The 26,126-nt window shown below is 44.8% G+C and carries 25 protein-coding genes; 9 read left to right on the top strand and 16 right to left on the bottom strand.

Annotated elements, in window-relative coordinates; translation table 11 throughout:
- Both ACFSRY_RS16910 and dbpA read right to left on the bottom strand, forming a co-directional pair.
- On the bottom strand, nucleotides 1-803 hold an 803-nt coding region (locus ACFSRY_RS16910), incomplete at its 3' end, for a histidine phosphatase family protein (RefSeq protein WP_377510522.1).
- Nucleotides 804-918: 115 nt separating this feature from the next.
- Nucleotides 919-2,298, bottom strand: a complete 1,380-nt coding sequence (gene dbpA, locus ACFSRY_RS16915) for an ATP-dependent RNA helicase DbpA (RefSeq protein WP_377510526.1) — start codon at nucleotides 2,296-2,298, stop codon at nucleotides 919-921.
- Between the two features lie 165 nt (nucleotides 2,299-2,463).
- Here dbpA and ACFSRY_RS16920 point away from each other — a divergent pair, with 165 nt between their 5' ends.
- Nucleotides 2,464-3,579, top strand: a complete 1,116-nt coding sequence (locus ACFSRY_RS16920) for an AI-2E family transporter (RefSeq protein WP_377510529.1) — start codon at nucleotides 2,464-2,466, stop codon at nucleotides 3,577-3,579.
- A 25-nt stretch (nucleotides 3,580-3,604) separates the two neighbouring features.
- Here the strand turns inward: ACFSRY_RS16920 and ACFSRY_RS16925 are convergent, their stop codons facing one another.
- Nucleotides 3,605-4,366: a hypothetical protein gene (locus ACFSRY_RS16925; RefSeq protein WP_377510532.1), complete on the bottom strand. Its 762-nt coding sequence runs from the start codon at nucleotides 4,364-4,366 to the stop codon at nucleotides 3,605-3,607.
- Between the two features lie 62 nt (nucleotides 4,367-4,428).
- Entirely contained in the window at nucleotides 4,429-5,379 is a 951-nt protein-coding gene (locus tag ACFSRY_RS16930; RefSeq protein WP_377510535.1) for a helix-turn-helix transcriptional regulator, read from the bottom strand.
- Between the two features lie 188 nt (nucleotides 5,380-5,567).
- Here ACFSRY_RS16930 and ACFSRY_RS16935 point away from each other — a divergent pair, with 188 nt between their 5' ends.
- The 3 genes from ACFSRY_RS16935 (at nucleotide 5,568) to ACFSRY_RS16945 (ending at nucleotide 8,324) form a co-directional block, all read left to right on the top strand.
- Complete coding sequence (locus tag ACFSRY_RS16935) at nucleotides 5,568-6,263, top strand: Ig-like domain-containing protein (RefSeq protein ID WP_377510538.1); 696 nt, start codon at nucleotides 5,568-5,570, stop codon at nucleotides 6,261-6,263.
- Between the two features lie 137 nt (nucleotides 6,264-6,400).
- Nucleotides 6,401-6,946 carry an RNA polymerase sigma factor gene (locus ACFSRY_RS16940; RefSeq protein WP_377510541.1) on the top strand — a complete coding sequence of 182 codons (546 nt, stop codon included), beginning with the start codon at nucleotides 6,401-6,403 and terminating at the stop codon, nucleotides 6,944-6,946.
- Nucleotides 6,936-8,324, top strand: a complete 1,389-nt coding sequence (locus ACFSRY_RS16945) for a hypothetical protein (protein ID WP_377510544.1) — start codon at nucleotides 6,936-6,938, stop codon at nucleotides 8,322-8,324. The genes ACFSRY_RS16940 and ACFSRY_RS16945 overlap by 11 nt, the downstream gene beginning before the upstream one ends.
- A 118-nt stretch (nucleotides 8,325-8,442) precedes the next feature.
- Here ACFSRY_RS16945 and ACFSRY_RS16950 read toward each other — a convergent pair whose 3' ends face one another.
- Nucleotides 8,443-8,661: a YgaP family membrane protein gene (locus tag ACFSRY_RS16950; RefSeq protein WP_377510547.1), complete on the bottom strand. Its 219-nt coding sequence runs from the start codon at nucleotides 8,659-8,661 to the stop codon at nucleotides 8,443-8,445.
- 231 nt (nucleotides 8,662-8,892) lie between these two features.
- Complete coding sequence (locus ACFSRY_RS16955) at nucleotides 8,893-11,673, bottom strand: outer membrane beta-barrel protein (protein ID WP_377510550.1); 2,781 nt, start codon at nucleotides 11,671-11,673, stop codon at nucleotides 8,893-8,895.
- Nucleotides 11,674-11,980: 307 nt separating this feature from the next.
- Between ACFSRY_RS16955 and ACFSRY_RS16960 the strand changes: the two genes are divergently transcribed.
- On the top strand, nucleotides 11,981-12,469 hold the full coding sequence (locus tag ACFSRY_RS16960) for a DUF2062 domain-containing protein (protein ID WP_377510553.1): 489 nt from the start codon (nucleotides 11,981-11,983) through the stop codon (nucleotides 12,467-12,469).
- A gap of 219 nt (nucleotides 12,470-12,688) precedes the next feature.
- Here ACFSRY_RS16960 and ACFSRY_RS16965 read toward each other — a convergent pair whose 3' ends face one another.
- The 4 genes from ACFSRY_RS16965 to ACFSRY_RS16980 form a co-directional block, all read right to left on the bottom strand.
- The gene (locus ACFSRY_RS16965; RefSeq protein WP_377510556.1) at nucleotides 12,689-13,567 is read right to left on the bottom strand and encodes an OmpA/MotB family protein; all 879 of its coding nucleotides are present in this window, start codon (nucleotides 13,565-13,567) and stop codon (nucleotides 12,689-12,691) included.
- Nucleotides 13,568-13,662: 95 nt separating this feature from the next.
- Nucleotides 13,663-14,529, bottom strand: a complete 867-nt coding sequence (locus ACFSRY_RS16970; RefSeq protein WP_377510559.1) for a methylated-DNA--[protein]-cysteine S-methyltransferase — start codon at nucleotides 14,527-14,529, stop codon at nucleotides 13,663-13,665.
- 101 nt (nucleotides 14,530-14,630) lie between these two features.
- A complete protein-coding gene (locus ACFSRY_RS16975; protein ID WP_377510562.1) occupies nucleotides 14,631-15,347 on the bottom strand; it encodes a tetratricopeptide repeat protein in 717 nt (238 codons plus the stop codon).
- Between the two features lie 78 nt (nucleotides 15,348-15,425).
- The gene (locus tag ACFSRY_RS16980; RefSeq protein WP_377510565.1) at nucleotides 15,426-16,151 is read right to left on the bottom strand and encodes a tetratricopeptide repeat protein; all 726 of its coding nucleotides are present in this window, start codon (nucleotides 16,149-16,151) and stop codon (nucleotides 15,426-15,428) included.
- A 156-nt stretch (nucleotides 16,152-16,307) separates the two neighbouring features.
- Between ACFSRY_RS16980 and ACFSRY_RS16985 the strand changes: the two genes are divergently transcribed.
- The 4 genes from ACFSRY_RS16985 (at nucleotide 16,308) to ACFSRY_RS17000 (ending at nucleotide 18,310) form a co-directional block, all read left to right on the top strand.
- Nucleotides 16,308-16,790 (top strand): RNA polymerase sigma factor, encoded by a 483-nt coding sequence (locus ACFSRY_RS16985; RefSeq protein WP_377510568.1) that lies wholly within the window; start codon nucleotides 16,308-16,310, stop codon nucleotides 16,788-16,790.
- Nucleotides 16,780-17,328, top strand: coding sequence for a hypothetical protein (locus ACFSRY_RS16990; RefSeq protein WP_377510572.1), 549 nt, complete (start codon nucleotides 16,780-16,782; stop codon nucleotides 17,326-17,328). The genes ACFSRY_RS16985 and ACFSRY_RS16990 overlap by 11 nt, the downstream gene beginning before the upstream one ends.
- 92 nt (nucleotides 17,329-17,420) lie before the next feature.
- Nucleotides 17,421-17,849, top strand: coding sequence for a type II RES/Xre toxin-antitoxin system antitoxin (gene parS, locus ACFSRY_RS16995; protein ID WP_377510575.1), 429 nt, complete (start codon nucleotides 17,421-17,423; stop codon nucleotides 17,847-17,849).
- Nucleotides 17,846-18,310: an RES family NAD+ phosphorylase gene (locus ACFSRY_RS17000; RefSeq protein WP_377510578.1), complete on the top strand. Its 465-nt coding sequence runs from the start codon at nucleotides 17,846-17,848 to the stop codon at nucleotides 18,308-18,310. The genes parS and ACFSRY_RS17000 overlap by 4 nt, the downstream gene beginning before the upstream one ends.
- Before the next feature lie 41 nt (nucleotides 18,311-18,351).
- On the opposite strand, the gene ACFSRY_RS17005 is transcribed toward ACFSRY_RS17000, so the two are convergent.
- From ACFSRY_RS17005 to ACFSRY_RS17030, 6 genes are all read right to left on the bottom strand, one after another.
- On the bottom strand, nucleotides 18,352-19,728 hold the full coding sequence (locus ACFSRY_RS17005; protein WP_377510581.1) for an MBL fold metallo-hydrolase RNA specificity domain-containing protein: 1,377 nt from the start codon (nucleotides 19,726-19,728) through the stop codon (nucleotides 18,352-18,354).
- A 163-nt stretch (nucleotides 19,729-19,891) separates the two neighbouring features.
- Nucleotides 19,892-20,491, bottom strand: a complete 600-nt coding sequence (locus tag ACFSRY_RS17010) for a hypothetical protein (protein ID WP_377510584.1) — start codon at nucleotides 20,489-20,491, stop codon at nucleotides 19,892-19,894.
- A gap of 258 nt (nucleotides 20,492-20,749) precedes the next feature.
- On the bottom strand, nucleotides 20,750-21,778 hold the full coding sequence (locus ACFSRY_RS17015) for an N-acetylmuramoyl-L-alanine amidase family protein (protein ID WP_377510587.1): 1,029 nt from the start codon (nucleotides 21,776-21,778) through the stop codon (nucleotides 20,750-20,752).
- 176 nt (nucleotides 21,779-21,954) lie between these two features.
- Nucleotides 21,955-22,584: a hypothetical protein gene (locus tag ACFSRY_RS17020; RefSeq protein WP_377510590.1), complete on the bottom strand. Its 630-nt coding sequence runs from the start codon at nucleotides 22,582-22,584 to the stop codon at nucleotides 21,955-21,957.
- Between the two features lie 104 nt (nucleotides 22,585-22,688).
- Nucleotides 22,689-25,586 (bottom strand): PD-(D/E)XK nuclease family protein, encoded by a 2,898-nt coding sequence (locus tag ACFSRY_RS17025; protein WP_377510593.1) that lies wholly within the window; start codon nucleotides 25,584-25,586, stop codon nucleotides 22,689-22,691.
- Nucleotides 25,587-25,651: 65 nt separating this feature from the next.
- Nucleotides 25,652-26,086 carry a VOC family protein gene (locus ACFSRY_RS17030; RefSeq protein ID WP_377510596.1) on the bottom strand — a complete coding sequence of 145 codons (435 nt, stop codon included), beginning with the start codon at nucleotides 26,084-26,086 and terminating at the stop codon, nucleotides 25,652-25,654.
- Nucleotides 26,087-26,126: the final 40 nt, after the last annotated feature.

A 26,126-nucleotide genomic window follows, 5' to 3' on the forward strand; every position in this document is an offset into this window, starting at 1 on the left:
TCGTTAGCCTTTTCATCAATTTTAACAAGGATTGTGGTTCCAAAATAACCGCTTCCTCCATCACGAACCACGCGCCATCCCATTTTCTCGAGGTCCTGTTTGATATAACGATTCAGGAAGCCATGCGCCACTAGTACAGCTTTCGGATTCTCTTCTGTGGCTGAAGCCAATTGTTGAGCTGCCTTGCGAGCCCTCTCTTTTGCATCAGCAAAGGTTTCAATTCCCTGACGGTCTATCCCCAACATCCACTTGATCCGTGCTGTTGTAGTCCAGAATTTAATAGGCATGCGCATTTTCAAAGTACGTTTGCCTAACGTTCTCTCAAATTCTCTGAATTCCGGCGAAACAGTGATCATGGTATCCTCGCCAAACAAGTAGCTGGCAGTGGCACGGGCACGGTTGATGGAGCTGGAGAAAATAGAGACTTCATCCGGTTTGTCAATAGCCAGAAAGGGCTTGTCTGGCACCAGGATTCCTACGCTGTCATAGTTTTGCAGGTACTGCCTGGCCTCATCAAAAGAGAACTTTCCTGTTTTCTCCAGGTCCGGCTCCCCATGTCGAACCAAGGCGATCTGGCGTAATTTACTGTAATCTTCTACCACCTGATCCTCTGGTTGAATGAAGCGAGTATTTTGTGCCACGGGTACTCCATTCACTTTTACGAAATCAGCTTCGGTACTTAATTGCCGATATTTTGCCTCTATGTTTTCTATGGCTTGCGCAGCAGCATCTTTATACTGAGCACTGGCTGGAAAATTGGCAATAGATACGCAAAAAAAGATAGCAAAACACAATGTTCTCATAGTTTGACAAACTTATTTTTAGGAAGGGTGGTTCCCCAGTCTAAATTAATTTTACTATGAAAAAGCAAATGATTTGCCAACTATGTCCTACCAGGTAAAAAAAAGGAAAAAAAATTTACCTGACCAGATTCACCTTATACTTGCGCCCTTTTATCTTTCCCTCGCTAAGCTTCTCTGCAATACTTTTACTTTGCGCATGCGGCACGGCCACAAAGCTCATCCTGTCTTGAACCTCGATTTTACCTATCTGGTCAACCTTCAAGCCTGCTTCTGCTATGAGTGCTCCTACAATGTCCCTGGGACTGATCTTGTCTTTTCGTCCCCCGCTAATATGCAGCGTGGCAAAGGATGACGCAGCCGGTACAGCAGCTTTTGGTGCTTTCTCTTTTAGGGTGCTGGCGCTTAACCATTCATCCATTCGCACCTGCTCCCATTCGCGGAGCTGCTTTTCATCGCGGGGTGTGGCCAGCGTATATACTGTTCCGCTCTTCCCGGCCCGGCCTGTTCGTCCGCTGCGGTGCAGGTATGCGGCGGCATCTATCGGGAGTTCATAGTGGATGATGTTTTGTAAAGCCGCAATGTCCAGTCCTCGCGCTGCCACATCAGTGGCGACCAGCACCTGGGTGGTCTTGTTTCTGAACAGTGTCATTGTTTTGTCACGGTCTACCTGCTCCATACCTCCATGCAGGGCCTTTACTGCGATGCCCTGTTCCTGTAGCAAGGCAGCCAGTTCATCTGCTGCAATCCGGGTGTTGGTGAACACAACCGTGCCGGCAGGATCCACACTTTTCAGCAGGTTTACAATAACTTCCTTCCTGTCATGGTGTTCTACTTTTATGCCGACCAATTTAACCTGGTCCGGAATGGCGTTGGCTGAGGCTTTGACGAACTGAGGGTTCTTCAGTGAGTTAGAGATCAGTTCCTTCACATCATCAGGCATGGTGGCAGAGAAAAGGATGGTCTGCCTTTTACGTGGCATAGCAGCAAGCACCTGGTCTATTTCTTCTTCAAAGCCCATTTCCAGCAGTTTGTCGGCTTCGTCCAGCACCAGCTGTTTTACCATACCCATGTCTACTGTTTTGCGGTTCAGGTGGTCTGTAAGCCTGCCGGGGGTACCAACTAAAACCTGGGGGGGATGTGCCAGGGAAGCACGCTCCTGGGAGAAGGAGTGACCACCATAGAATGCGCTTATCTTCAGGTTCTCCATGTACTTGCCATACTTCTTAAGCTCCTGCCGTACCTGTACAGCCAGCTCGCGGGTGGGCACGATCACCAGTGCCTGTACCTGCTGCAAAGATGTATCAACGCCTTGCAGGATCGGTAGTCCGAAAGCTGCCGTTTTACCGCTGCCTGTTTCTGCCTGGCCTGCCACATCCTGCCCCTGTAGCAGCAACGGGATAGCACTTATCTGGATTGGGGTAGGGGTAGTGTAGCCTAGCTCCTCCAGGCTTTTTTGAAGGGCAGAAGATAGGTTCAGGTCTTTGAATGCAGTCATATGATTTTGTATTTCCGGTGTAAAGGTAGGTTATTAATTGCTTAACCCTGCTGTTAGTTGTTTTTCGTAATTTTTAGGGAATGTGTTCAGAAGGAGGCTTCACACCATTAAATCGGAAAGCCAGGTTTTATAACTCAAAGGGGTGTAGACACAGTAGAAGGAAATATGAGCAAAAAGATTGAAACTTTACAGAAGTTAACCCTCATCCTGTTATTTGGCATTTTGCTGGTTTATGTATTGGTAGAAGCCAGAGAGTTTCTGTATCCTGTCTTTATAGCTGTTTTATTTGCCTACCTGTTATACCCGGTTGAAAAGAAGATGGAGGAATGGGGGTTTCCCAGGATCCTGGCAAATTTCTTAACAGTTATCCTGGCGATGGCTTTTTTTGTGGGCGTGCTTATCCTTCTTTACAAGCAGTTGTCAGTTTTCATAACGGACTTCCCGGGTATGCAGGAAAAGGTACTCAACAACCTGGACCGCCTGCAGCAAACAATAGATAAGAAAGTAGGGGGCAGCAGCCCCGACAATGAGCACTGGTTGCGCACGCAGGTAAATGATGCGCTGGAGTTCAGTGGTAACTTCTTGAAGAACCTGCTTAAAGCGACCACGGACACGCTCGTGAAATTCGGCCTGATGCCGGTGTATATTTTCCTGGCTCTCTACTACCGCAACAAGATGGAGAACTTTATTTACCGTCAGCTGCCTTCTTATAAACACACAAGGGCAAAGCAGATTATAGATGAGATTTCGGATGTAACCAAGCATTATATGGCAGGCGTGGTGATTGTGATCCTCATACTTTGTGTGATTAATTCTACAGGTCTGCTACTGATAGGGGTGGAATATGCCATACTGCTTGGAATCTTATCTGCTTTCATGAACTTTATACCCTATTTCGGGACCTTAATTGGTGGGGCCATCCCTTTGCTTTATACTTTTGCCATCCAGGGCGATCCAAACAAGGCACTGGCAGTTCTGGGTTTCTTCCTGCTTGTTCAGTTCACTGAAAATAACATCCTTACCCCTAATATCACGGGCGGCAAAGTCAATATTAACCCCCTTTTTACAATCCTGAGTATTATTCTGGGTGGCATGATCTGGGGGATACCCGGCATGTTTGTCGCTGTTCCCTACCTCGGAATGTTTAAGATCTACTGCGATCACACAGACAGTTTACGCTCCTGGTCTTTTTTACTCGGAACAGAAGGTACAGAAGAGCATGCGCTTACGCTGGGTAAGATAAAACATGCCCTTGGGTTCGGTGAAAGGGATTCCGGTTAATTACCTTTATCTAAAGAGCAATTGGTTAGGCCAACGAAGGTGACTTCAAGTCAGTGCGCGACACTTTCTTTTCCATCAATGCTTTTCTTAAAGAGAACAGGTGCATTCCATAGGCAAGGGGTACAAGAACCGCAGGTAGCAGGATCACAGGGAACTGGGTCACCACGGTATTGGCAGGTTCGTTATAAAAGGTGCGGAAAGGTACCGGTGCAGAAAGGATGGAGATGACTACAATATTGATCACCAATACCAGCCCTGCCAGGTTCCAGATGATTGCCAGCCCCCGGAGGTGTCTGCCCTGTCCGTAACAGAGATAGGCAAAAACCGGAGCTGTTATACCTGTAAGAACATCCCAGTTAAAACCCTCAAACGTCATCTGAACCGGAGTTAGCCCATCCAGAAATTGCAGCCACAGAAACAGCTCTACAGGAACCCTGAATACCTGGAAAGCCATCATCCAGCCCGGAGGTACGGCTGCAAAGAATCTTTTGGTAGCTGAACTGAATGTTAGCCAAAGAATCACAATTAAGGGGATGATAATGGCAAGGAACATCTTTGGTGGCAGACTTTTGAAATCAGAGAATACTCCCATAAGGGATAAGGTACTCACACACAACAGCCATACCGTAAGAGCTGCGGTAATGATTGCCATCCGTTTATTGGCGACTGCTGCTGGCAAACCCATTCTGTTAAATGTTATCCGGATGCCGATAAGCAGGAAGGCCAGGCATATAGCAGTAAGTGCTATGTAGCCAGCCTGAACGAAAGTGAAATAGGTAGTTTCCATAGTTTTATCTTTTATACTGACAAAGGTATTGCCTGGAGCTTCCGGATGTTTAGCAAAAATTGCTATTTTACTTTCTGGCGGTATAACCCCGGGGAACAGCCACTGAACCTGGAGAAGGCACGGCTAAAGGATCCTATCTCCGGGAATCCACAAATTACCCCAATTTCACCAACTGGTAAATTTGTTTTGCGAAGAAGTCTCTGGCTGCGCAGTAATTTCTGGTTCAGTATGAACTGGTGTGGAGTTGTGCGGTAAATACTGGTAAAAATGCGCAGGAAATGAAACTTAGAGAGGCATGCCAGTCCGGCCAGCTCTTCCAGGCTTACCTGCTGTGTAGGATTAGAAAGGATAAAATCAGTAGCCAGAGCGATACGTTTGTGTAATTCTTCTTTAGTGCTTCTCTTAACCTGTGGTATCCGGTTTATAGCCTGCAACAACTCCTGCTTCTGCCATACCAGGGCCTGAAACAACAATGCCAGGTGCTCATCAAATTCTAAACTGGTATGAGCCGGCATCAGCGAGAGGGAGTAAAGCTTTTTCAGTGCCTCATGTATGCGCTGGTCTTTCTGCTGTAGTAAGTTAGGAAATTCAGAAAGCGAGCTGTAAGGACTGTGGTCCGGTTTATCTAACTGTTTATAGTCAGGAGTGGCACAGGTATGTATGTAATTTTCCCAAACATCCTGCCCAAGGTGCAGATTAAACGTTTCAACCGGCGAATCGCTCTCTATATCGAGGGTATAATATTGGGCGCGGTTACTGATGAAGAAACTTTCCTCTGAAACATTTACTCTTTTGTTGTCCACCTGTACAAATGAATTACCACTGATATTTGTAAAGATGGAGAAGGGGCCTTTTAAATCCGGACGGTGACAGAAGGTGGATTTGGCGTTCATGATGATAACAGGCCAGCCATCTGGCGCTTTTTTCCCCCTCTTTTCCTCATGCGGATCCTGGTAAGTCTTGTCTGTCCGCTCCTTCAGCCATTTATAATCAGGAAACTCTTTTATGAACATATGCCTCAGATCAAGAAACCTTACCTAATTTACGAGTATTAAACAACATTACTGCGTGTTAGCCCACTCTATTTATTGTAATTGTAGATAAATTTATGCCTGAAAATAATTATCATTAAATAAGATTACCCGGGCAACCCTTCTGAAGAGCATCTTGTCTTACCAGCAGAACCGAAATCAAAAGTGTTATGAAGCGAGTTTTATTGAAGACTGTTTTTCTGCAGCTGTTTATTGGTACCATGCTAATGGCAGGTTGCGATGATGCCATAGAGGACATTGTACCTGCTTCTTTTAATGATTTCAAGTTGTTCCCGGATGAAATTTATACTTTTAACAGTAATAACGGCTGGATACTTAGGCTTGACCCTTTAGCAAACGATAGCCTAAAAACAGAAGCAGTAGTAACCTACTCACAACCTGTAAACGGCGAATTGTTTCCGAATTTTGATGGACCGGGAACGATGGGCTATAAGCCTAAAAATAACTATTTTGGTTTAGATAGCCTGACCTATACCGTCTGTACAAAAGACCTCTGTAAAACCGAGAAGATTACGCTGATAGTAGAGCAGCCGTTTGATCCCGTCACCTGTGTGACAAGCCTTGCACCTGATTCTCTGGAAACTACCAGAAATACCCCTAAAGGAATAAGGATCTTCCTGAACGATATAGTTTGCTACAACGACAAATACGGTGGAACAGAAATTCGTAGCCCAGAAAAAGGCACCTTCAACACAATTGATTATTCTGGAAGCTATAAGAACACCATTTATATGTATTATCCACCTAAAAATTTTGTTGGACAAGACTCTTTTAGGTACAAGGTTTACACTAGCCGAGATCGGTCAACCTTTCAGGAGATAGTTGTAAAGGTAACGGTAAAGTAAATGAGGTTCACTAGCCTTTTTGACGAGAACAGGTCCGCTGGTATAAAAGCTGCAGGTTTACACTTGTGGCTTTTGGCGATAGTGGTTCCTGGGATGAGTGGCAGTAAAAGTACAGAAACCTTGTAAGCCTGCATGAAGTGAGTTCGGAGGAAGAGATCATAGAGGGTTGTAAAAAAGGAAAAGCTTCCTCTCAGGAGAAGCTGTATCAAACCTATTCGGGTCGTATGATGGCTGTGTGTACCCGTTATACAAGATCAAGGTTTGAAGCAGAGGACGTTTTTCATGAAGCCTTCGTAAAGGTTTTCCAGAATATTAATGCTTATAATGGGGGTTCTTTTGAAGGGTGGATGAGGAGGATTTTTGTAAATACAGCAATCAATCACTACCACAAAAACCGTAAATACCTGGACCAGCTGGATTATAGTGCTGTTGAGGAAAAAACACCCACTGACGAAGACATCATCAGTAGTTTATCGGGACAGGAATTACTGGAAGTAATAAACCAGCTGCCAGATGGATATAAGTTGATTTTTAATCTTTATGTGGTAGAAGGATACAATCATCGTGAGATTGCCGAGATGCTAAATATAGCAGAAGGCACATCTAAGTCGCAACTGGCAAAGGCAAAGAGCCATTTAAAGCGTAAGCTCCAAAAACTTTCAATTTCAGAAAATGCTGACTGATAAGGAACAGGAAGAAATAAGGCGTAAGCTACTGGGGCTCGAAGAAGCCCCACCCGCTGATGGTTGGAGTAAAATCTCAGCCCAGGTTCAGCCTAAGAGGCCACCGCAGTGGAAATGGTGGGTAGTCTCTGCTGCCTTGCTGTTGCTTTTAGCAACTACAGGTATCTATTACCTTGAAAAGGAGAAAACGGGTGCAGACTTGTCAGGAACAGGAGACAGTACGGAACCGCTAGAAGTAGCCACCTCTGTGGAGAACACTGGAAGCGATAAAGAAAGCAAGCTTGGTTTTAGTATTTCCAGCTCTAAAAAGTCGGAAGCAGGTATAGCATTACCTAACCCCCATAAAACAACCAGGAGTAGTGAGCCCACAGACAGAATTGAAAAGAAGCGGCAGATTTCCGAAGCGACTCCTGGTACTGGAAGGGTAGAAGCCTACATACCTGTACAGAAACAACCACAAAATTCTGAGTTCGAAAATAAGACCATTGTCGTTGCTACTGCCGAAGTGATTGATGAAAACGAAAATGACATCATAGATAAAATGCCAGGAGTAAAACCGGTTGTGGTTACCAGTGAAGAGTTCGTACTCCTGGCTTCCCTAGATTCAGTTAAGCTAAACGTTGGAGCAGCACAAATGACAACCAGAGCTGAAGCAGACACAAGCACTTCAGGAAAAAAGAAAGAGTGGTTTATTGGATCAACTTTCGCTTCCCGCTACGCCTTCAGGTCGTTTACTCCTACAGGAGCAGATGAGATCTATATTACGAACCTTAATACCAGAAACCAACTTGACCCTGAACGCCTGGGTTTTGAGTTTGGGGTAAACATAGGCAAGTCCCTCAAACCAAACCTGTTCTTAGAAACCCATTTATCACTGGTTCAGTTGCAGGAGAACGTTTCCTATTCCTTTACTACTGGTAAGGTGGACACATTGCTAAAAAGCGTATCAAGTGATGGGAAAGTGCTGGTTAAGCCTGTTTTGTCGGAGAGTGAACGGCAACTGAAAAGTTCTTTCACTTACGGGGGTATGCGAATGGGGGTAACCTACTATTTCCTGCAGAGGGCGCAAAGCAGGCTTAACCTTACTGTGGCCGGTGGGGTGAATGTACTTCTAAAAGGCCGGACCAAAGAGTATGTAGATGGGGAGTTAGCCCAGACCATTGTTTTTCCTACCGAGCAAAATCCTTTAGAACAAACTAATTATAATTTACTCTTAGGGCTGGGATATAATGTGGCAGTGCTGGATAAGTATGAGTTGATGCTGATGCCTAACCTCAACTACTTTCTGGCCTCCACTTACCAGAAGAGGGAGCCCTTCGGGCTAAAGCCATATTCCTTTGGGCTAAGCATGCAGTTTAGCAGACGGTTTAAGAAATAGCCTTAGTTTGAACCTAACTGAAGCTAAGGCTATAGGAAGGGTACTTAGTAGTTGCTGTATAATTATTAGCCCAACCCTCATAATGTCCTGAATCATAGAGGGCTGGGTTTATTAGTGTTTAATTGTGGTGACGTGTGGTTCTAGGGCAGGTGTTTAACCCGAACAGGGCATATAGTGGGCAGAAACCTACCATACTTGTGAGTACAAAAACTACGGCAACAACTAATAGTATGATGGCTACAGTGCCTGTTATTGTACCAGTGAAGTACAATACTGCAATAATGGCCGCAATTATCACCCTGATAATTCTGTCGGCATTTCCCATGTTCTTTTTCATATTCAAAGTGTTTCAGTGCTTTTTTTACTTTATTAGCCCTACTGCTTCTTATTCGGTTGGCTACCAGGGCAAAAAAGCAGGTTCAACTTCCTGCTTTTAAAAGACTAAAGGTACAGTGGTAACCCGCACTTAATCAGTGACTTTTGTCACATTTAAAGATGATCTTTGAAGATAAAAAAAGGCCTGCTCTAAAGCAGGCCTTAAAAGTTTGTTTAAATAGCTACAAAGCTTTTAATGTCCACGGTTTCCTCCCCATTCACGTCTGCGGTCATTATCCATAGATGGCGCAGCTCCTCCATTAAACTTGCGGATGTTATAGCTGAAGGTAACCATAAAGTAACGCTGTAACACCGTTGACTGCACATCCTCAATAAAGTCAGAGGCAATGTTACGCTGGACACTTACATTTTGCTCCAGGAGATCATTTACGCTTAAGCTAATTTCACCCTGCTGGTTCTTGAATACCTTTTTACCCAGGCTCATATTCCAAAGCAGGTAGCTGTTATCTACACCTGCAGTTAAACCGGAATTATACTGATGGCTTAGCTCTGTGCGGTATACCAAGCCTTTCCACATAATCCAGTTAAGTCGAACGTTGGAGTTCAGGTTGTAATAGTTGTTATTCTGATTCGTGCGCAGCGTGTTCTCTACAATGTTGTAGTTGAAGTTGGAAGAAACGTTAAAATCTACCTTCTCGCTGATATTGCTGCTGATGTTCAAGCCCGTTCCGAAATTAATATTATTAGCATAGTTGATCTGGTTATCAATCTTACCAGGAATTCTAGTATAGCCTGCAAAACCCCGGAAGTTAATGTTAGAGCTGATAACATTAAGTGGCTGACCATAGCTCATGAAAGAGCGCACATTCCAGTAACCGTCCATGTTAACTGGTATTGTTAAACGTGCTCCTGGCTGTAAGCGATAGCCGTTAGCATATTCCTCCGGCACTGTAGTAGTATAAACACTGTTGGCAATGTAATCCTGCGTCATGGTACCGAACATGCCTACAAAGAACATCCTGTTTGTTACCGGATCAAAGCTTCTGTAACGCAGGTTCATTCTGTTCTGGAAGTCCTGGTTAAGCGAAGGGTTACCTGCTCTTGGCTGCAGCGGGTTTGAAATATCCAGAACATCCTGCAACTGATCTACCGAAGGCTCATTTGTATTTGTACGGTAGCTGATGTTTAGGTTCTGCGTGTTCGAGAACTTATACTCATATTCTGCAGAAGGAAGCAGGTTAGAAAAATTCCTTTCTAATGAAAATGGCTTCGGAAATTCTCTGTCGCCCTGCAGGGTGGCGTACTGATACCTTAAGTTTGCCTGAAACCTTGTTTTATCGCTTCTGTACTGGTAGCTAGGTCCGGCGCTTTGTGTAATATAATCGCTTTTAAAGGTGTTGCTGAAAGGCGCATTAAAATCAGTGTATGTGCCGGTGTTTTCTGCAAAGTCAAAAGCCCTTCTGTCTGAATCGTTGATTCTGTTGTTAATGTTATACTCGAGTTGTAAACGCGACTTTTCTCCTAAACGCTGAGAGTAATCCACGTTACCAGACCAGGACATATTCTCTCTTTCGAGGTTGATGAACTGGTTTCTGTTAATGTCTCTTTCCGGGTTCTCAAAATTTTCTGTGTTTTCCAGCAAGTATGTTTCACCGTTCACATTGCTGTAGCTGGTGTTGAAATTTGCTGTCAAAATTCGCCCTGAGGTTCCGAAGCGGTGAGAATAAAGAATGTTGTTGTTGAAGTTGATGCTTGAACTCTCTGCAACATTTCTGTTCACTGACTCAGAAAGTATACCTGAATTATCAAGGGTACTTGCCTCACGCAGGGTCAGGGAATTAGTGTTCTGAAATGACAGACTCGGTGTGATAAGGAATCTGTTGTTCTCATTCATGTTATACTGCAACCTGAAGTTGAAACGGTGGCTTTCATCAGCATCTTCGTTCCTGCTTTGCTCTTTGTACTCTAAGCCTTCCACGTTGCCAATGTAGTCCCGGAAACGAATTTGGTTATTGATCAGGTCGCGATTGAAGTAGTTGTAATTTCCGCTTACTTCTACTTTTTTGCCCCACATGTCATTGTAGTTCACGCCGAAGGTATTGGTGTTGATGATGCCATTCGGAGATCCGCCACCCCAGCCTCTGCGGCCCCTCATGCCTCCTCCCGGTGTTTCACCCACCGAAAAGTCGAACATGTTGATGTTATTTGTTAAGCCGGTAACGGTAATTCTTCTGTTGTTGTTAAAGTAGTTGATAGCGGCTCCTACCATGTACCTGTCATCGGTACCATAAGCGGCAGAAACTTTCCCCATATAGCCCTGTCGTGCTTCTTTCTTAGTTCTGAAGTTCAGCGTCTTTACCCTGTTCCCATCATCGAAGCCACTAAAGGCTGCACGATCACTCTGCCCGTCAAAAACCTCCACGCTTTCTACCATTTCGGCTGAAATATTTCGGATAGCAGAACTTACATCCTCGCCGGTAAAGCGTTTGCCGTCAATCATTACCTGCTTAACGTCCTCGCCCTGAGCTTGTATTTTCCCGTCCTGCACTGTAATACCCGGCATTTTTGTTACCAGGTCCTCTGCACTTGCATCAGGGGCAGTTTTAAATGCTTTAGCGTTAAACTGAGAGGTATCGCCTTTCTGCTCAGCCATTTGTGCACGGCCAATAACCTGTACCTCTTTGATGGCTGTAGATCCATCCTGTAGAGACAAGGGGCCGAGGTTAACTGGAGCACCCTGAACCTGAACTGTTTTGGTGAATTTCTGGAAACCAATGTAATTGATCTCTACGGTGTACTGTCCATTGGTCACACGTTCAAAACGGAAGTTTCCGTCTCCATCGGTTACAGTAGCTGTTTTCGTAGCATCTGCCGCTTTGATCAATACCACATTTGCACCTGGCAAAGCTGTTTTGTCGCTGTTACTCTGGATTTTTCCGGTTACGGTGAAGCTCTGCCCATAAGCCTGAACGACGCCTAAAAGCAAGAGCAGGGGAAGTAATAGTTTCTTCATTTAAGGTTAAAATAAGAAAGGATCTTTTATGGTTCTATTGACTCGGAGTTGAGACAATGGTTTAATGTAGAGATGAAAAAATATAGTTATTATTTATATTCTGCTGTTGCAAAACATAAATTACCTGCAAGTCTGAACAAAAGCTTATTTTAAAGGTTACTTTATTCATATTGGGGTATCAATACGGAGCCTCAGAGAGGAATAAAATATTTTTTCTGCAACTGCGTTTTGGGTGCAACTAAATTCCGCTGCTCAGAGTCTATAGTGTAAATTACATTCCTGCTAATTCTTCCATACAAATTCTCACATGTCAGCTTACAGCGTAGTCAAAGGTTTTTTCAGACACAGGATTATACAGCCTGTGCTGAACCTGCTTAAGCAAGGAATGACTCCCCAAAAATTAGCAGTTACAGTTGCATTGGGAACTATGGTGGGTATAGTACCTGCATTAGGAGTAACTACCGTAATGGGTACGGCAATTGCTGCGCGCTTTCGTTTGAATATTGCAGCCACAGTTCTCATAAGTTACTTAGTTCAGCCACTCCAGTTACTGTTAATTATTCCTTTTGTAAGGTTGGGGGTTTTTATGTTTGGCCTAAAGGAACTGAGGCTTTCTTTAGAAGAGATGGTGGCCATGTTTAAAAATGACTGGCTGGAGGCGTTGGATTCCTTATGGAAGGCTAACCTCGCTGCAGTTTCCGCCTGGGCATTAATAGCTATGCCTATAGGAGGAGTTCTTTACCTGCTCCTTCTGCCCATCTTCAAAAAGTTTCTCCCTAGTCCTGTGCAGGCTTAGCTTTTTCCCTGGCCACTTCTGTGCCCGGATCCTTCTTCCTATTGTAGATTTACTCTTACTGCAGGTTTAAGTGCTGCGCATAAGTTAAAATGCCAGTAGTAACATACTCCCGAAATGTTTTCTAATCGGAATTCGGCAGACACAGTAGGAGAGAAGAAACTATAAAACAGAAACGCCAGCCTTAATATAGGCTGGCGTTTCTGTTTTATTAGCTAAAGCTTAGGTCGTCTCCAGGATCTGGAATAGCTCATCCAGCTTAGGCGTCAGGATAATTTCCGTTCGACGGTTCTTCTGGCGGGCTTCTTTCGTCTTGGCCTCGTCCAGAGGAACATATTTGGAGCGTCCGGAAGGTGTTACGCGCTGTGGGTCTACACCGGCATTTGTAAGTATGCGGGTGATTTCAGTGGCTCGTAATACGCTGAGGTCCCAGTTATCAGACATGCCTACAGTGCCTTTCGCAATCGGCACATCATCTGTATGGCCTTCTACCAATACATTTACATCTTTCTGATCTTTGAGTACGGAAGCCAATTTTCGAAGCGCATCTTCTCCTTTTGGATCTACTTTGGTAGAGCCGGAGTTAAAAAGAAGCTGCTCCGCCAGGCTTACGTATACTTTACCGTTACGCACATTGATTGTCAAGTCCTTATCATTGAAACCAAGCAAGGCATTGCTCACTCTGTTTCGCAGGTTGGCTACAGCTTTTTCCTTTTCGTCAAGGATACGCTGCAACTCTGCCAGGCGCTGCTCACGTGCTTTCAGGTCGGCATTTAGTCGCTCGATCTGGGATTTGCTCATGTTCAGGTTCTCACCCAGCGTTTTCCCTTCTTTCAGGGCCTGTGCCAAGCTCTTCTCGTACTCCAGCTTTTGTTGCTCCAGCTGTGCACGTTCATCTTGCAGGTTTGCTTTCTCTTTTTCCAGCAGCGCTTTTTGCTCCTCCAGGGTTAGCTTTTCCCGCTCCAGGTTCGACTTATCTATTTCCAGCGCATTTTTGCGCGCCAACAGGTCGTCGTATTTCTTTTTAGAAACTACACAGGACGTCATTGTCATGCTCCCTGCCAGCAGAATGACAGAGGCTTTTAGTAAGTGTTTTCTCATAAGGGTATTTACTTTGGCTGAAAGTGTACAATCAGGTGTCAAACAAATATAGCAAAATATGCATGGGCAGGAGAAAAATGGAACTTAAAAAATCTTTAGAAAAGGGGTAACTGCTCCGGTTCTACATTTTTACCTGTACCTGCTTTGGTTTTTGATGCTTCCCACCCGATCATAGCCATTTTTCGTTCACTGCCCCAGCGGTATTCTCCAATGCCCCCTATGCTTTTAATTACACGGTGGCACGGAATCAAAAATGCGACAGGATTACTCCCGATAGCCGTTCCCACTGCTCTGCTGGCAGTTGGCTGGCCTATTTCAAGTGCCAGGCTGGAGTAGGAGGTAAGGTGGCCTTCCGGAATGCGTAAGAGCGCTTCCCACACCTTTAGCTGAAAAGAAGTGCCTTTCAGGTGAAGCCTGATTTTCTGAGGCTCTTTCTGGTCTGTATTCAGGAACCTGTTTGCCTGTATGTGCAGCTCTTTCTGCGCCTCCCTTAGCTGCGCTTTTGGCCATGCCTTTTGCAGGTCCTGTAGCGCAACCTCTTCATTCTGGTAAAAATGCAGGTAACATATACCCTGTGCTGTAGAGGCAACCAAGTAATTCCCGAAGGGGCTGGTACCAGTACTGTAATGCACCTCTATTTGTTCTCCCTGTTGCTTGTAAGAGCCAGGGGTTATACCTTCAATGCTCAGGAACAGGTCGTGCAGGCGGCTACTGCCTGATAAACCACATTGCTCTGCAGCCTCTGTAAGGTTTGGGGCTTTTCTAAGAACAGCTTTGGCGTGCTGCAGCGTTAGGTACTGCAGAAACTTCTTGGGGCTAACGCCTGCCCATTCCGTGAACACCCTTTGAAAATGAAAGGGGCTCATACAAACATATGATGCTATTTCATCCAGGTCAGGCTGCCGCTGCACATTGTCCCGGATATAGGCCATTGCCTTTGCTACAATCTCATAATGGTTCATACCTTAAAAAACATAAATACTACCATCACTTCCAACCCGAAACTTGCTGTACATTCATGGCCCAAATAAAAAAAGCCTCCTGGTTTAGCAGGAGGCTTTTTTTATTTTACTTCTGTAACTACATCCGAAGACCTGAAGAAGCCCTGCGGGTCTGGCATTTTCTCCACCAGTTCCGCTATGAATGTGTAATCGATCAGTCTCATATCCAGGGCCCGGCTTTTATGCAGGTACTCCCAAGCTTCAGCGTATTTTTTGTTGTGGTACCTTGTTACTGAATACTTGTATAAAGCATAAGCATTTTCGGGGTCAGCAGCCAAAGCATCAGTAAGGTAATTTCCTGCCTTCTTCAGGTTCTTTTTCTTTGGCTTCTGCAGATACAGGTCCAAATAAGATGAGGCGATGTCAGCTAACAGAAGAGAGTTCTTTGGCTCCAGGGCCAAAGCTCTTTCATACAAGCCAATGGCCTCCTGGTTATTACCTCTTGCAGAGCTGATCAGGCCAAAAGCCCAATAAGTATCCTTGTTGTTTGGGTTTAGCAGCCAAGCAAGATTAAAACGGTACATGGCGGTGTCGACCTGCCCTTCATTATAATACTCCCACCCGCGCTCCATGAAAAATGAGCTGGCTTCCTGCCTGTTCGTAAAGCTTTTGTCGCAGCTGCTAAGGAACTTTTCGTCTTTGCGCTGCTGCTCCTCTGTTTTTGTTTTATTGCCAAACATGGGGAGCACCCGTAGGCTTTGCTCCTGTGGTTGTTCCTGTGCAAAACCAGCTGTAGTTGCTATAAGCAGCGCAACTGCTGCAAAAAATAATCTCTTCATGGTTAGTTAAGGTGTGTTTAGTCGCATGCCGGGCATGTAGGAGTATAAAAGTAGTTTAAGGATATTTTATTAGCAAACCTAAAGAGTCGAGGGCCTATCATAAATTCCCTGTGGGTCCTTCTTCTTGTCAAGTAAGGCTGCAATGAAAGTCTTATCTGCGATGTCTTTTTTCTGCTTCACACTCTTATGTAGGTACTCCCACGCCTTATTATACTCACTAAGGTAATAGCTCGTGATGGCCAGCTTATAGTAAGCATCCGCCTTTTCCTTGCTATACTTAACGGCTTCTTCCAATAGCTTTTTACTCTGTAGCAGGTCCTGCGGATTGTTGGCTTCATAAAAACGGTTCAGGTGACTGGTTGCTACATCTGTAAGCAGGCGCGGGTTTTTACTATCTTTCTCTAATGCTTTGTAAAGTATGAAAAGGGCTTTATCATATTCTTTCTGCTGACCGTATACTTTGCCGTAACCCCACAGTATGTCTGTATTGGTGCTGTCCATCAGCCAGGCCCGGCCAAACAGGTAGGTAGCGGAGTCCAGCTTTTGCTCATTGAAATTTCGCTGTGCCTGCAGTACATAATACTTGCTTGCCAGTTGCGGACTTTTAAACCGCTTGTTGCTTTCCTTCAGAAATTTTTGCTGCCGTGTTTTTTGCTCCTTTGTTTTTGGCACCTTTACAGGTACAACGTCTGCCATAGAGAGCAGGGGCTTATCCGGGTTCTGGTTATTTTCAGTTATTGCATTTTGTGAGTTACAGGCACTTATACCCACTACAAGACCAACAGCCACTATCCAATTTCGCATGTTTTTCTTTTGAGTTTTGGGTACAACGCAGGATAAGCTTAAATAGTGCAATCCTTTGCAGCGGATGTCTGCCTTCAGAAAATAATTTTACCTTTTATGTAAGTTTTTGACGCTGGCAACAACTAATAAAATAAATGCCCCAAAAGCAGCACTTGTATGAAAGATGTATTTCTTGATTTGATATCACAGCATCAGGGCCTGATACACAAAATCTGTAAGCTGTACCGTGACGGGAAGGAGGACAGGCAGGACCTGTTCCAGGAGATTGTTTACCAGCTCTGGAAATCTTACCCCCAGTTCAGGCAAGAGTCCAGCGTCACCACCTGGATGTATCGCGTTGCTCTTAATACAGCGCTTTCATCTTTTCGGAAACAGAAGCCACCTGTGAGCTACACCGATAGCTTGCCGGATACTGAGGCAGGCTATCCTGAGGAGGAAGGGCAGGAGGAGCAATTGTTCCGGGCTCTGAAACATCTGAAGGATGGGGAGAAGGCGATTGTTTCGCTTTTTCTGGAAGACATGTCTTACCGGGAAATGGCAGAGATACTGGGCATTAGTGAGAACAATGTGGGAGTAAGAATAAACAGGATCAAATCTAAATTAAAGGAAATCATTAAAGAACTCAGCTATGGATCTTAACATACTTAAAACAGAATGGCAACAGGCAGCTAAAGGCAAGGCACTGGCTGCTCAGGAACTGGAGCAGATGACAAAGATCAGCAAACACCCGGTTCTTGGTCGAATCAGGCTGAAATTAATTGTAGAAGCAGCAGCAATGTCTGTTTTGCTGATCACATTTTATGATATTTTTGACGGCCACCTAAAGCCTGCCTATGCTTCTGTTACGCTGGTGCTGGGAGTTGTTTTTTACCTTGCAAGTAATTTATACAGCTTTTTTACATTGCAGCATCCGGTAAAGCCCGGAAGTATTGCTACTTCCCTGCAGCATTATCTTTTGCAGTTACAGCGGGCAAAAGTTTTCTCACTCACTTCACTTGTTCTTTTGAGTGTGTCGCTGTGGGTGTTTTTTGTGTCAGGTGTACCTCTGGATTTGAAAAGAGTTTTACTGCTAATAGCTATGGGTGGTCTTACTTTCGTGTTTCTGTATATTTCCCTTCGCACCTGGACCCGGTGGATTAGTAGGATCAGGCAGTCTATTGATGAAGTAGTACTTTAATTCTCATTGTTACTTCTTTCAAACTTATTAAAGACAATTGACGTTTATTTAATGACAACTTTCGTATATTTGATACGATAAACCAGAATCATATGGGACAGGCATTAAAAATAGGTGACACACTTAGTTATAAATTGATTGACGACAGTGACGTGTTCATGCTTATCAGCACGGTGCGGGAGGGGATAAAATATGCATTGTTCCAGAGCATAGCTGATAAAAGTCCGTTCAGCACCACAGAATGGTCAGGCTTTTTGCATTTATCCGAACGCACTTTTCAGCGGTATAAGAAAGAGAAGCGCAAGTTTGATCCGCTCCATTCTGAGAAGATTCTGGAGATCACGCTTGTTTATAACAAAGGTGTGGAGGTATTTGGCGACAAGGCCAACTTTGACGCCTGGCTTGAAGCAAAAAATGTGGCTCTTGGAGGCATTAAGCCTAAAGAACTGCTGGATAACACTTTTGGTATTGGTTTGCTGAAGGATGAACTGATCAGGATAGAACACGGTGTGCTGGCATGATCGTTTACCGGCTTAGCAGAAAGAAATTCCGAAATGATTTGTCTGGTCGTGGTGCTGAAATGGCTGGCGGCCGTTGGAACAGCAAGGGTGTTGCTATTCTCTATACCAGTGAATCAATTGCTTTAAGTACGGTGGAAATTGCCGTACACATGCCCTTGGGAATTGTTCCCTTTGATTATTACCTCGTTCGGATTCAGATTCCGGATGATGCCTCTATAAAGGAACTAAGGATTGCTGATCTGCCAGAAGGCTGGAGCTCTTTCCCGCATTCCAATGCCACACAGGAAATAGGAGACAATTTTGTGCTTGAGGAGGAAGTACTTGTTTTTAAAGTGCCATCTGCCACCGTACAGGGTAATTATAATTACCTAATCAATCCCAGGCACCCGGACTTTAACAAAGTGACTGTAGTAGATGCAATTCCCTTTGAGTTTGACAAGCGGTTATTTGTAAAGGAATAAGCAAAGGTGTTTTTGAAAATAGTGCTGCGCCTAAAGAATGTCTAGAGCAGGTATGTCTTGTTCATTTCTGCAACGGTTACATCGAAACCTAATTTATCTACGATCTTAAGGCGCAGGTTCTCGCTTGCCTGTGCTTCTCCATGGTTCAGAAACACTTGTGCCGGCGCTTCTTTGAAGTGGCTCAGCCACCACAGCAGGTCTGCCTGGTCGCCATGTGCAGAAAGGGTATTTATCTGGCGCACCTCTGCCATAACTTTATAGTAAGCGCCGTGAATCTTTATCTCGCCGGAGCCATTTCGCATGAGGTTACCACGTGTACCAGGTGCCTGGTACCCTGCAAGCAACACCGTGTTTTTCTTATCCCCCAGGAGTTTCTCGAGGTAGTATAAAACGCGTCCACCAGTTACCATGCCGCTTCCTGCTATCACTATCTTGCTTCCATGCTGGTCCAGCACATGAAGGGTTTGCTCAAACTCCCGGATAACATGAACATTACGCATCATCGTCTCGCATTCTGAATCGGTCAGGTTATGCCAGTTCCGGTGATGCAGGTAAAGGTTCGTGACATTTATACCCATGGGAGAGTCGAGGAAAATAGGTATCTGCGGAATGCTTCTTTCCTCTTTAAGTGTGTTTAGCAGCAGCAGGAGCTCTTGTGCACGTTCCACTGCAAAACTTGGTATCACTAAAACACCTCCTTTTTCAACAGTATGTAGCACTACCTCTTTCAGCTCCTCATACACAGAAGTATTGGCATGTAACCTATCGCCATAAGTAGATTCCATTACCACAAAATCAGCCTCTTTCACCAAATAAGGAGGATGCATGATAATGGGTTTACGTCTGCCAAGATCACCTGAGAAAACAATTTTCTTGCCCTGGCATTTAAGCTCGACCAGGGCAGAACCAAGTATGTGACCGCTGTTCCTGAAGCAGAACTTGAAGTCTTCATTAATGATTACCCACTCTCCGTCAGCATGGGTCCTGAAAAGTGGCAAAGTGTGTTCAACTTCTCTTTCTGTATAAAGAGGCTTTGCCGGGTGGTGTACAGTATAGCCAGACCTGTTTGCCTGCTGGGCATCTTCCTCCTGAATTCTGGCGCTGTCACGTAAAATGATCTCTGTTACATCACGTGTTGGTTCTGTAGCGTAAATAGGGCCGCTGTAGCCATACTTCACCAGCACGGGAAGGTAACCGCAGTGGTCCAGGTGACCATGTGTAAGTATAACTGCATCCAGTTTATCAAGCTCAAGTGGCGGCTTATGCCAGTTGAGCAGGCGTAGCTTTTTTAATCCTTGAAATAGACCGCAATCAATCAGCACCTGGTGCTTTTCTGTCTTAATCAGTATTTTTGAGCCGGTTACAGTACCGGCTCCTCCTAAAAACTGAACCTGTATTGGAGAAGTTGTGGGATTCATAATTTATGTTGCGTTTGGGAGGCTGAAGGTATGACCGTAAGAAAGCAGGAACAGTGATATGCGTCAGTTATTTAAATGATGCTGCCTTTTTTACTATACAAAATGAGCCACTAAGTTGTTCTTAGTGGCTCATTTTGTAATTGCTTAATATTTACTTTATCGGCTATCTGCCTGGTAGATAGATCTGCAGGCCAAGACTTAAAGAAAGCCCCGTTTCAGAGCCACCAACATCAATGTTTGCACTACTTCTGATCAGGTTAAGCATACCCTCCAGTGCCACATTCGATGCAACGAAGTGAGCATAACCAGCGCTTACGCCATAAACTCTTGAGAATATGGCATCACCGTCACTATCTTCTTCGGAACTACCGGCAAAACCAACAACAACTTCACCAAACCATCTGTGTGTTGGTGCGGCTCCCTCAGGAAAATAATAACGGGCAAAAGGTACTAATCCGTAGCGAAATTCTTCCCCACCATCATAAATTGAAAGCCCTAGCTGGACCTGAGTACCGATGGCCAGGTTATCACTAAGAAAATAACCTGCCCGCGGATTTATGTCTAGGGTGAATGTCTCTGACTTAAAGTTGTGGCCGATATTAGCAATACTGGCACCTATCAGCCAGTTACCTTCCTGAATGGCCTCGCCGGCAACAGGGGCTGTTGTTTGTGGTCTGCGTTCTGTTATTTCATCTACAATCTGTGCAGAAGCATTAAAATAAAATAATGATAAGAATGCTGAAAGTAAAAAGATACGTTTCATAGTTTTATAGTCTTAAGGTTAAAAAAAAATTGCATAAAAATGCATTGGGTGCATCTCCCCTTCTTAACGACCTACCTGCTTATAGGTTATAAAAAATGGTAAACTAATAGCCTAAGAGGGTATTATGATGTTCTTAAGTGGTGTAGGCACCAAGACAGAAATTAAGGTGAAATTGCACCGATCTCCTGATCCTGCTGTAGCTGCACATCAGGGATCAGGGGGAGTAGCAGCGGGAGTATTTTATAGTAGGGTAAAATCTTATTTGTTGCTTTGATAATCAAGCAGAATGCCTTCACAAATCCAGTTTGCGAGCGCCTGACGATTATTAGGTATTACAAAGCGTCTTTGGTCCAGGTTATTTCGGATATTACCTAATTCGATAAAGACTGTTGGAGGATAACTGTACTTCACAACATACAAGCTGCTTCGGTGGGAAACACTGCCGAAGTAATCGCGGTTGGGCTGGTAACGGTTGTAATTTGAGGTAAACGTCTGATGTATGTTTTCTGCCAGCTTCTGGCCTGCGCTGCTATTCTCATGGTGGTAAAAGAAAACATCAATATTCTGGCCCCTACTGCGGCTGTCTACATGGATGGAAAGCATGCGCTGGTAAGCGCCCTTATTCTTGGCATACAGACTGTTGATGGCATCCGTACGCTGGCGTAGCCTGGTTACCTGGCTAAGGGATATTGGGTCTCCTGAATAGTTCACCTCATCCCTGTCTAGTTCTAGTATACTGTCATCTCTGATCCCGTCATTTTCATCCTGTATGATCATGTGCACAGTGGCACCGTGTTCCATCAACCGGCGGGCCAGGCGTATGGTTACGTCATAAGCATATTCATCTTCTGCTAACTGGTAAGGCCCGTATTTCCCGACTGCTCCGGGGTCTGGACCACCATGCCCGCTCACGAGATAGTAGACTGCCCCTTTTAACTTTTGATCCTTGATTTCTACTCGTGCATGTTTATCACCAAAAAGCGGAACATGAAGCACATTGGCAGATTCTTCCGGGGTATGAGTTGCCGGGGAGGTATGTACGGGCTCTTTGGGACCTGAGGGGGCAGGAAGGAGGTAAGTGCGACCAGCATATAAACTGTTGTCTGCACCCAAATTGTCCTTGTTTAATTTAATGAAGGAGTCAAAGTGTGAAAAGCTTATTCCATGTCGGCGCAGCAGGGTATAAACCCCATCACCCTGTTTTGCAATAACCTTTAAAAGAGTACTCTGGCTAAAAGCCTGTGTTGTTGTAACAAGTAAAATTAAAATCAATAAAAAAAATCGCACAGCCTAAGTTTTTTCAACACCAAACATCTTCCAGGCGATAATACTAAAAATGCCGGACCTGTGAAAGTAACAGAAGCATGTTAGCAAATTTTTTATGAATTTTCCCCTTTATAAAACATGAGGTTCTCAAAGGAGTAGCACTTTAAAAAGTGGCTAATTACAAGGAAAAAAGTAAATTACTGTACCAGGTAGCTGATTAATTCATAGCGCCGAAACAGAACGTCTGCTGAGCCAGCATAGAATCGATCTGATCTAACCATGCCCAGACCTGGGGAAATATAATCCTTTTGCCAGGTAGAATTTGTAGTAGGAGAGTTTGGCTGTATGTACTGACGCTCTATGGTAAAGACATAACTCGGGAAATTACCAAGTTGTGTGACTAACGGTGTAGTTTCATAGGTTCTCGTGGTCAGAAGCCACAGCTTGTAGTTTGGATACTCATACATATATCCTATGCCACCTGTAGCCGCATTCTGATAAAGTATTACCGCCTGATCCCCCGCTCTGTTAAACCTATTGAAGTAAACGTACCCGTCTCTGTTGTTTTGCACAATGTTACCATCGTTCAGGATATACCATTTTCCTCCATTTATAACTGTGTCTTTTACCACGGCCCTCGTAAAAGAACTATTGCCAACAACATTTCCTTCCGAATCATAGTCGGATACGTGGTAAATCCAATGGTTACCTACTTGAAGCGGCATATATTCCTCAATTGGCTCCACATCCTCATCCTTTCGGCAGGAAAAAAGAGCAACTGACAGGATAAAGAAGAAAAAAACCTGAAGTATACCTTTTGCTTTCATACAACGAGTTGATGCTTGTTACTTACTAGAGTCCTGCTTCAACTAAAAGGTTGCCTGCAGCTAAAATTATTCAACGAATATATATAAAAAAATTATATAGTTGGCTACCTGGCACATATACCACGGTATGCACACCACTGACACACATCCAGGTCGTTTGTTTTGCGGATTGGCTCCTCAGGGTCGAGCATGCGGAGTACGATCTCGGATAGTAGTTGCTCTGAAGCATCAATAAAGTTTTTTTCCATACCCTGCTCAAAATTGAATTCAGATGACAATACGCCAGCGTCAAGGTTACGAAAGGAAAGGATGCCGGACTTAGGAACGATTCTTTGGCGGTCTATGTGCTTGCCGTTGCGAAGAATGGTGTCTGGTGTTTCCTCCAGTACACGTTGCAGAATGTATTCGTAGAGCCAGAGCTGACGGGCTTTATCATACTTTGGATCGGTGGTAAAATGTAGTTCAACATCTTCCGGCTTTACGCGCAGCTGATTTTGCTCTACTTTTCCTGTTTTATAATCAATCACCCGTAGTTGATGCCCTGTCAGGTCAATACGGTCAGCTTTACCCGCAATACGGACATTGATAACTTCATCACCCAACTTCACAGGTAAAGTTGTAGCCAGTGTTTCTTCGAGGCGGAGTACGTACAACGGCAGCTCCTCTGAATCTTTAAGGTTCTCCAGGTATTTCTCCAAAACCTGCACCGCAACTTTGTACAACAGGTAATTCATTCCCCGCTCTGGTTTTGCACCGCGTGTTACTTTGCGGAACTCGCTCTTTACTTTACCAGGCAGCTCCTGCAGCATCTGTGTTACATGATTTTGCTCTATAGGATGACCGTCCTGTGCAAAAGGTTTAAAGAAATCTTCCAGTACCTGGTGCACAATGGTGCCAAACTTATCTGCTCCCAATTGCTCTTCTACCTCTTCCATCTCCTGCATTTTTGCAATACGGCTGAAGTAGTACTGCAATGAGCAGTTAATGTAGGTGTTCAGGTGAGAAGGGTATAGGCCCCGCTCCAGTTCCTTCTTTATCTGGGCAATTGTGTTTTCATCCTTCTGAATGAGTATATCTTCATTGTACTTGCGCGTTTGCTCCTGTTCAACGGCAGCGGTCATTTCACGAAACTTAATATTTGGGTTGCGCAGGGCCAGGTCGTTTTGTAGCTGAAGGATAAAGCGGCTTTTCTCACCAGAGCCATAGGTGTCAGAGGGTAGTACGTAAAGCAGGTTTACCCGCCTGGCCCGCTGCAGAAGCCGGTAAAAGTTGTAGGCCATAGCACCTTCGTTCTCGGCATAAGTCGGTAAGCCAAACTGTTTTAGAACATCAAAAGGCATCAGTGATTCATGCCGTTTTGGTGCTGGCAGCACGTTTTCATTTACGGAAAGGATGATCAGGTTCTCAAAATCAAGGGCACGAGTCTCCAGCATACCCATAATTTGCACGTCTGAGATGGGCTCTCCGCTAAAAGGAAGGCGGGTATGCCCAATTAGTTCATATAGAAACTTCTTGAAGCTGCGTACCGATATCTTCTGCTCACGACAATCAAAAATAGTGTCCAGACGCTTTACAAGGGTATAGAAAATGTACAGGTATTCTGTTTCAATGGTGTTGTGACCATGGCTGTATACTTCGCGCAATAGCTCAATCAGCCTGTACATGGCCACAATAATATCATCGCAGTCGCGCCAGGTGCGGAAAAGCGTTTCAAACAAGGGATGATGCTGCCCTAACTCCAGTAGTTCCTCTGCGCGGAGCAGTACCTTGTTTTCGTTCACCATTTTTTCCAGCACTGCCTGTATCATGCCATGATATTTTGCCTCGGCAGGATTGTCGTTCAGGTGAAGCTCATACCTTCGGATGAAAGGGTGGGTAAGCAGTTTTGATATGGACAGGTGGTGGTACTGGTGTACTTTATAGCCGGTGTCCTGAAGTTGGGTTACTCCAGTAAGGTGAACCTCGAACAGCAGGTCTATGAGGTTGAACAGGGGGGTACCCTTGAAGCTGAGGCCCATTGTTACATTATAGCTTGGAACCTCATCCGGAATGGAATGCAACACGGGGAGCAACAGTGTCTCATCGGGCAGTACAATGGCTATTTGCGCGTGCTTGTCCTGCTCCCGGATCTCCTGTAACAACTGCCCCGCCAGCTTCCCCTGCATACTTGCATTTGCAACACCAATCACATTTATTTCTTTTTCATCGGTGAGAAGCAGGTTCTGTTGCCAACGCCATTCCGGAAGCTTCCAGGTGCTTTTATACTTTCTGAGATAGCTGCCGGCTCTGTTTGGCGTTCCTTCCTCCATGTAAAATTCGTCGCTATCAAAAAGAACCTCTGCCTTGTCATGCTTGAGCAGCGTCTTGATGATCTTCTCCTCGGAAACTGTCAGGCTGTTCAGGCCTATGAAGATGAATTGGTGGCAGTCGGTTTCTATAGCTATCTTCTCGATGTTGCTTGCCACCCGGCGGAAAGCCATTCCCGTAAAGGCCTGCTTGTTTTCAAGGAGGCGCTTCTGCAGGTTGTGATATGTTTTTTCAATGTTCTCCCATAGGCTAAAGTATTTCTTGAGGGTAGGGGAGAGTTCTTTGCCAAGGTACTTTGGGTCCCATCGTTCCAACGCTTTCGCCTCGGTGAGGTACTCAAACAGCTTCCCTGTATCCACCAGGTTCTGGTCCATCCTGCTAAAGTCATCTAACAAGGTGCCGGCCCAGGTCACAAACTGGTCGAAGTCGAGTTTAGGGTCCTGTTCGCGCATGAGGTCGTAGAGCTCCAGCTGGAGATTAATTGGCTCCACCACATCCATTTTGGCCAACCGGCAAATAAAATCTTCCATAGCATAAACCTCCGGAGACCATATGGGTTCTGGGGCAGCCTGTGCCAAAGCAGTTTTAAAGAAGAAGCTTGCGCGCCTGGATGGTAGCACAATGCACAGATCGCTGATGTTCTCTTTATACTTTTCGAAAATGTATTTGGCCGTTAGTTCAAGGAAGGTTTGCACGTGGGTGTGAATGGGTGATTACTAAAATTTATTCTTTGCGAAAAGGCTTACTATTTCAGGGTTACTTAGTGAATTGAAGGCATCTTTGCATTTCCAAGATCATCCAGTGCCAGAAATGGATTGTAGGCAATTTCCCAGAGGTTATCATCCGGATCAGCAATGTAGCTGCTATAACCTCCCCAGAAGACCTTTTCAGGGCGCTTTACCACCTGAGCACCTTTCGCTTCTAATTGCGCCACCAGTTCATCGACTTCCTGCTCTGACCTTACATTGTGCGCCAGCGAATATCTTCTGAAGCCATTGCCCTGCGGGTCTACACCTGCATCATCTGCTAAGGATTCCTGAGGGAAAAGCGCTAGCTGTATTCCGTTCAGTTGAAAGAACACAACGCCTTCTGTACTGCTTTCAGTAGGCTTCCAGCCAAAAACGTTCAGGTAAAAGTCGCGTGAGCGTTGCAGGTTTTTTACGCCTATTGTTATGATTGTTAATCTTTGTTCCATGGATGCTCAGTAAATATCCTTTCTAACAGAAGGGATGTAT

Origin of the sequence: Pontibacter locisalis, from assembly GCF_042684605.1 — a bacterium.
Classification (GTDB): domain Bacteria; phylum Bacteroidota; class Bacteroidia; order Cytophagales; family Hymenobacteraceae; genus Pontibacter; species Pontibacter locisalis.

Coding starts and splice junctions, on each gene's coding strand:
- ACFSRY_RS16980 (WP_377510565.1), bottom strand. CDS start 16,151: ATGCGAAATTGGATAGTGGCTGTTGGTCTTGTAGTGGGTATAAGTGCC.
- ACFSRY_RS16990 (WP_377510572.1), top strand. CDS start 16,780: ATGGATCTTAACATACTTAAAACAGAATGGCAACAGGCAGCTAAAGGC.
- ACFSRY_RS16960 (WP_377510553.1), top strand. CDS start 11,981: ATGTCAGCTTACAGCGTAGTCAAAGGTTTTTTCAGACACAGGATTATA.
- parS (WP_377510575.1), top strand. CDS start 17,421: ATGGGACAGGCATTAAAAATAGGTGACACACTTAGTTATAAATTGATT.
- ACFSRY_RS16950 (WP_377510547.1), bottom strand. CDS start 8,661: ATGAAAAAGAACATGGGAAATGCCGACAGAATTATCAGGGTGATAATT.
- ACFSRY_RS16975 (WP_377510562.1), bottom strand. CDS start 15,347: ATGAAGAGATTATTTTTTGCAGCAGTTGCGCTGCTTATAGCAACTACA.
- ACFSRY_RS17000 (WP_377510578.1), top strand. CDS start 17,846: ATGATCGTTTACCGGCTTAGCAGAAAGAAATTCCGAAATGATTTGTCT.
- ACFSRY_RS16930 (WP_377510535.1), bottom strand. CDS start 5,379: ATGTTCATAAAAGAGTTTCCTGATTATAAATGGCTGAAGGAGCGGACA.
- ACFSRY_RS16920 (WP_377510529.1), top strand. CDS start 2,464: ATGAGCAAAAAGATTGAAACTTTACAGAAGTTAACCCTCATCCTGTTA.
- ACFSRY_RS16955 (WP_377510550.1), bottom strand. CDS start 11,673: ATGAAGAAACTATTACTTCCCCTGCTCTTGCTTTTAGGCGTCGTTCAG.
- ACFSRY_RS17010 (WP_377510584.1), bottom strand. CDS start 20,491: ATGAAACGTATCTTTTTACTTTCAGCATTCTTATCATTATTTTATTTT.
- ACFSRY_RS17020 (WP_377510590.1), bottom strand. CDS start 22,584: ATGAAAGCAAAAGGTATACTTCAGGTTTTTTTCTTCTTTATCCTGTCA.
- ACFSRY_RS16925 (WP_377510532.1), bottom strand. CDS start 4,366: ATGGAAACTACCTATTTCACTTTCGTTCAGGCTGGCTACATAGCACTT.
- ACFSRY_RS16935 (WP_377510538.1), top strand. CDS start 5,568: ATGAAGCGAGTTTTATTGAAGACTGTTTTTCTGCAGCTGTTTATTGGT.
- ACFSRY_RS17005 (WP_377510581.1), bottom strand. CDS start 19,728: ATGAATCCCACAACTTCTCCAATACAGGTTCAGTTTTTAGGAGGAGCC.
- ACFSRY_RS16945 (WP_377510544.1), top strand. CDS start 6,936: ATGCTGACTGATAAGGAACAGGAAGAAATAAGGCGTAAGCTACTGGGG.
- ACFSRY_RS16965 (WP_377510556.1), bottom strand. CDS start 13,567: ATGAGAAAACACTTACTAAAAGCCTCTGTCATTCTGCTGGCAGGGAGC.
- ACFSRY_RS16970 (WP_377510559.1), bottom strand. CDS start 14,529: ATGAACCATTATGAGATTGTAGCAAAGGCAATGGCCTATATCCGGGAC.
- dbpA (WP_377510526.1), bottom strand. CDS start 2,298: ATGACTGCATTCAAAGACCTGAACCTATCTTCTGCCCTTCAAAAAAGC.
- ACFSRY_RS16985 (WP_377510568.1), top strand. CDS start 16,308: ATGAAAGATGTATTTCTTGATTTGATATCACAGCATCAGGGCCTGATA.
- ACFSRY_RS17030 (WP_377510596.1), bottom strand. CDS start 26,086: ATGGAACAAAGATTAACAATCATAACAATAGGCGTAAAAAACCTGCAA.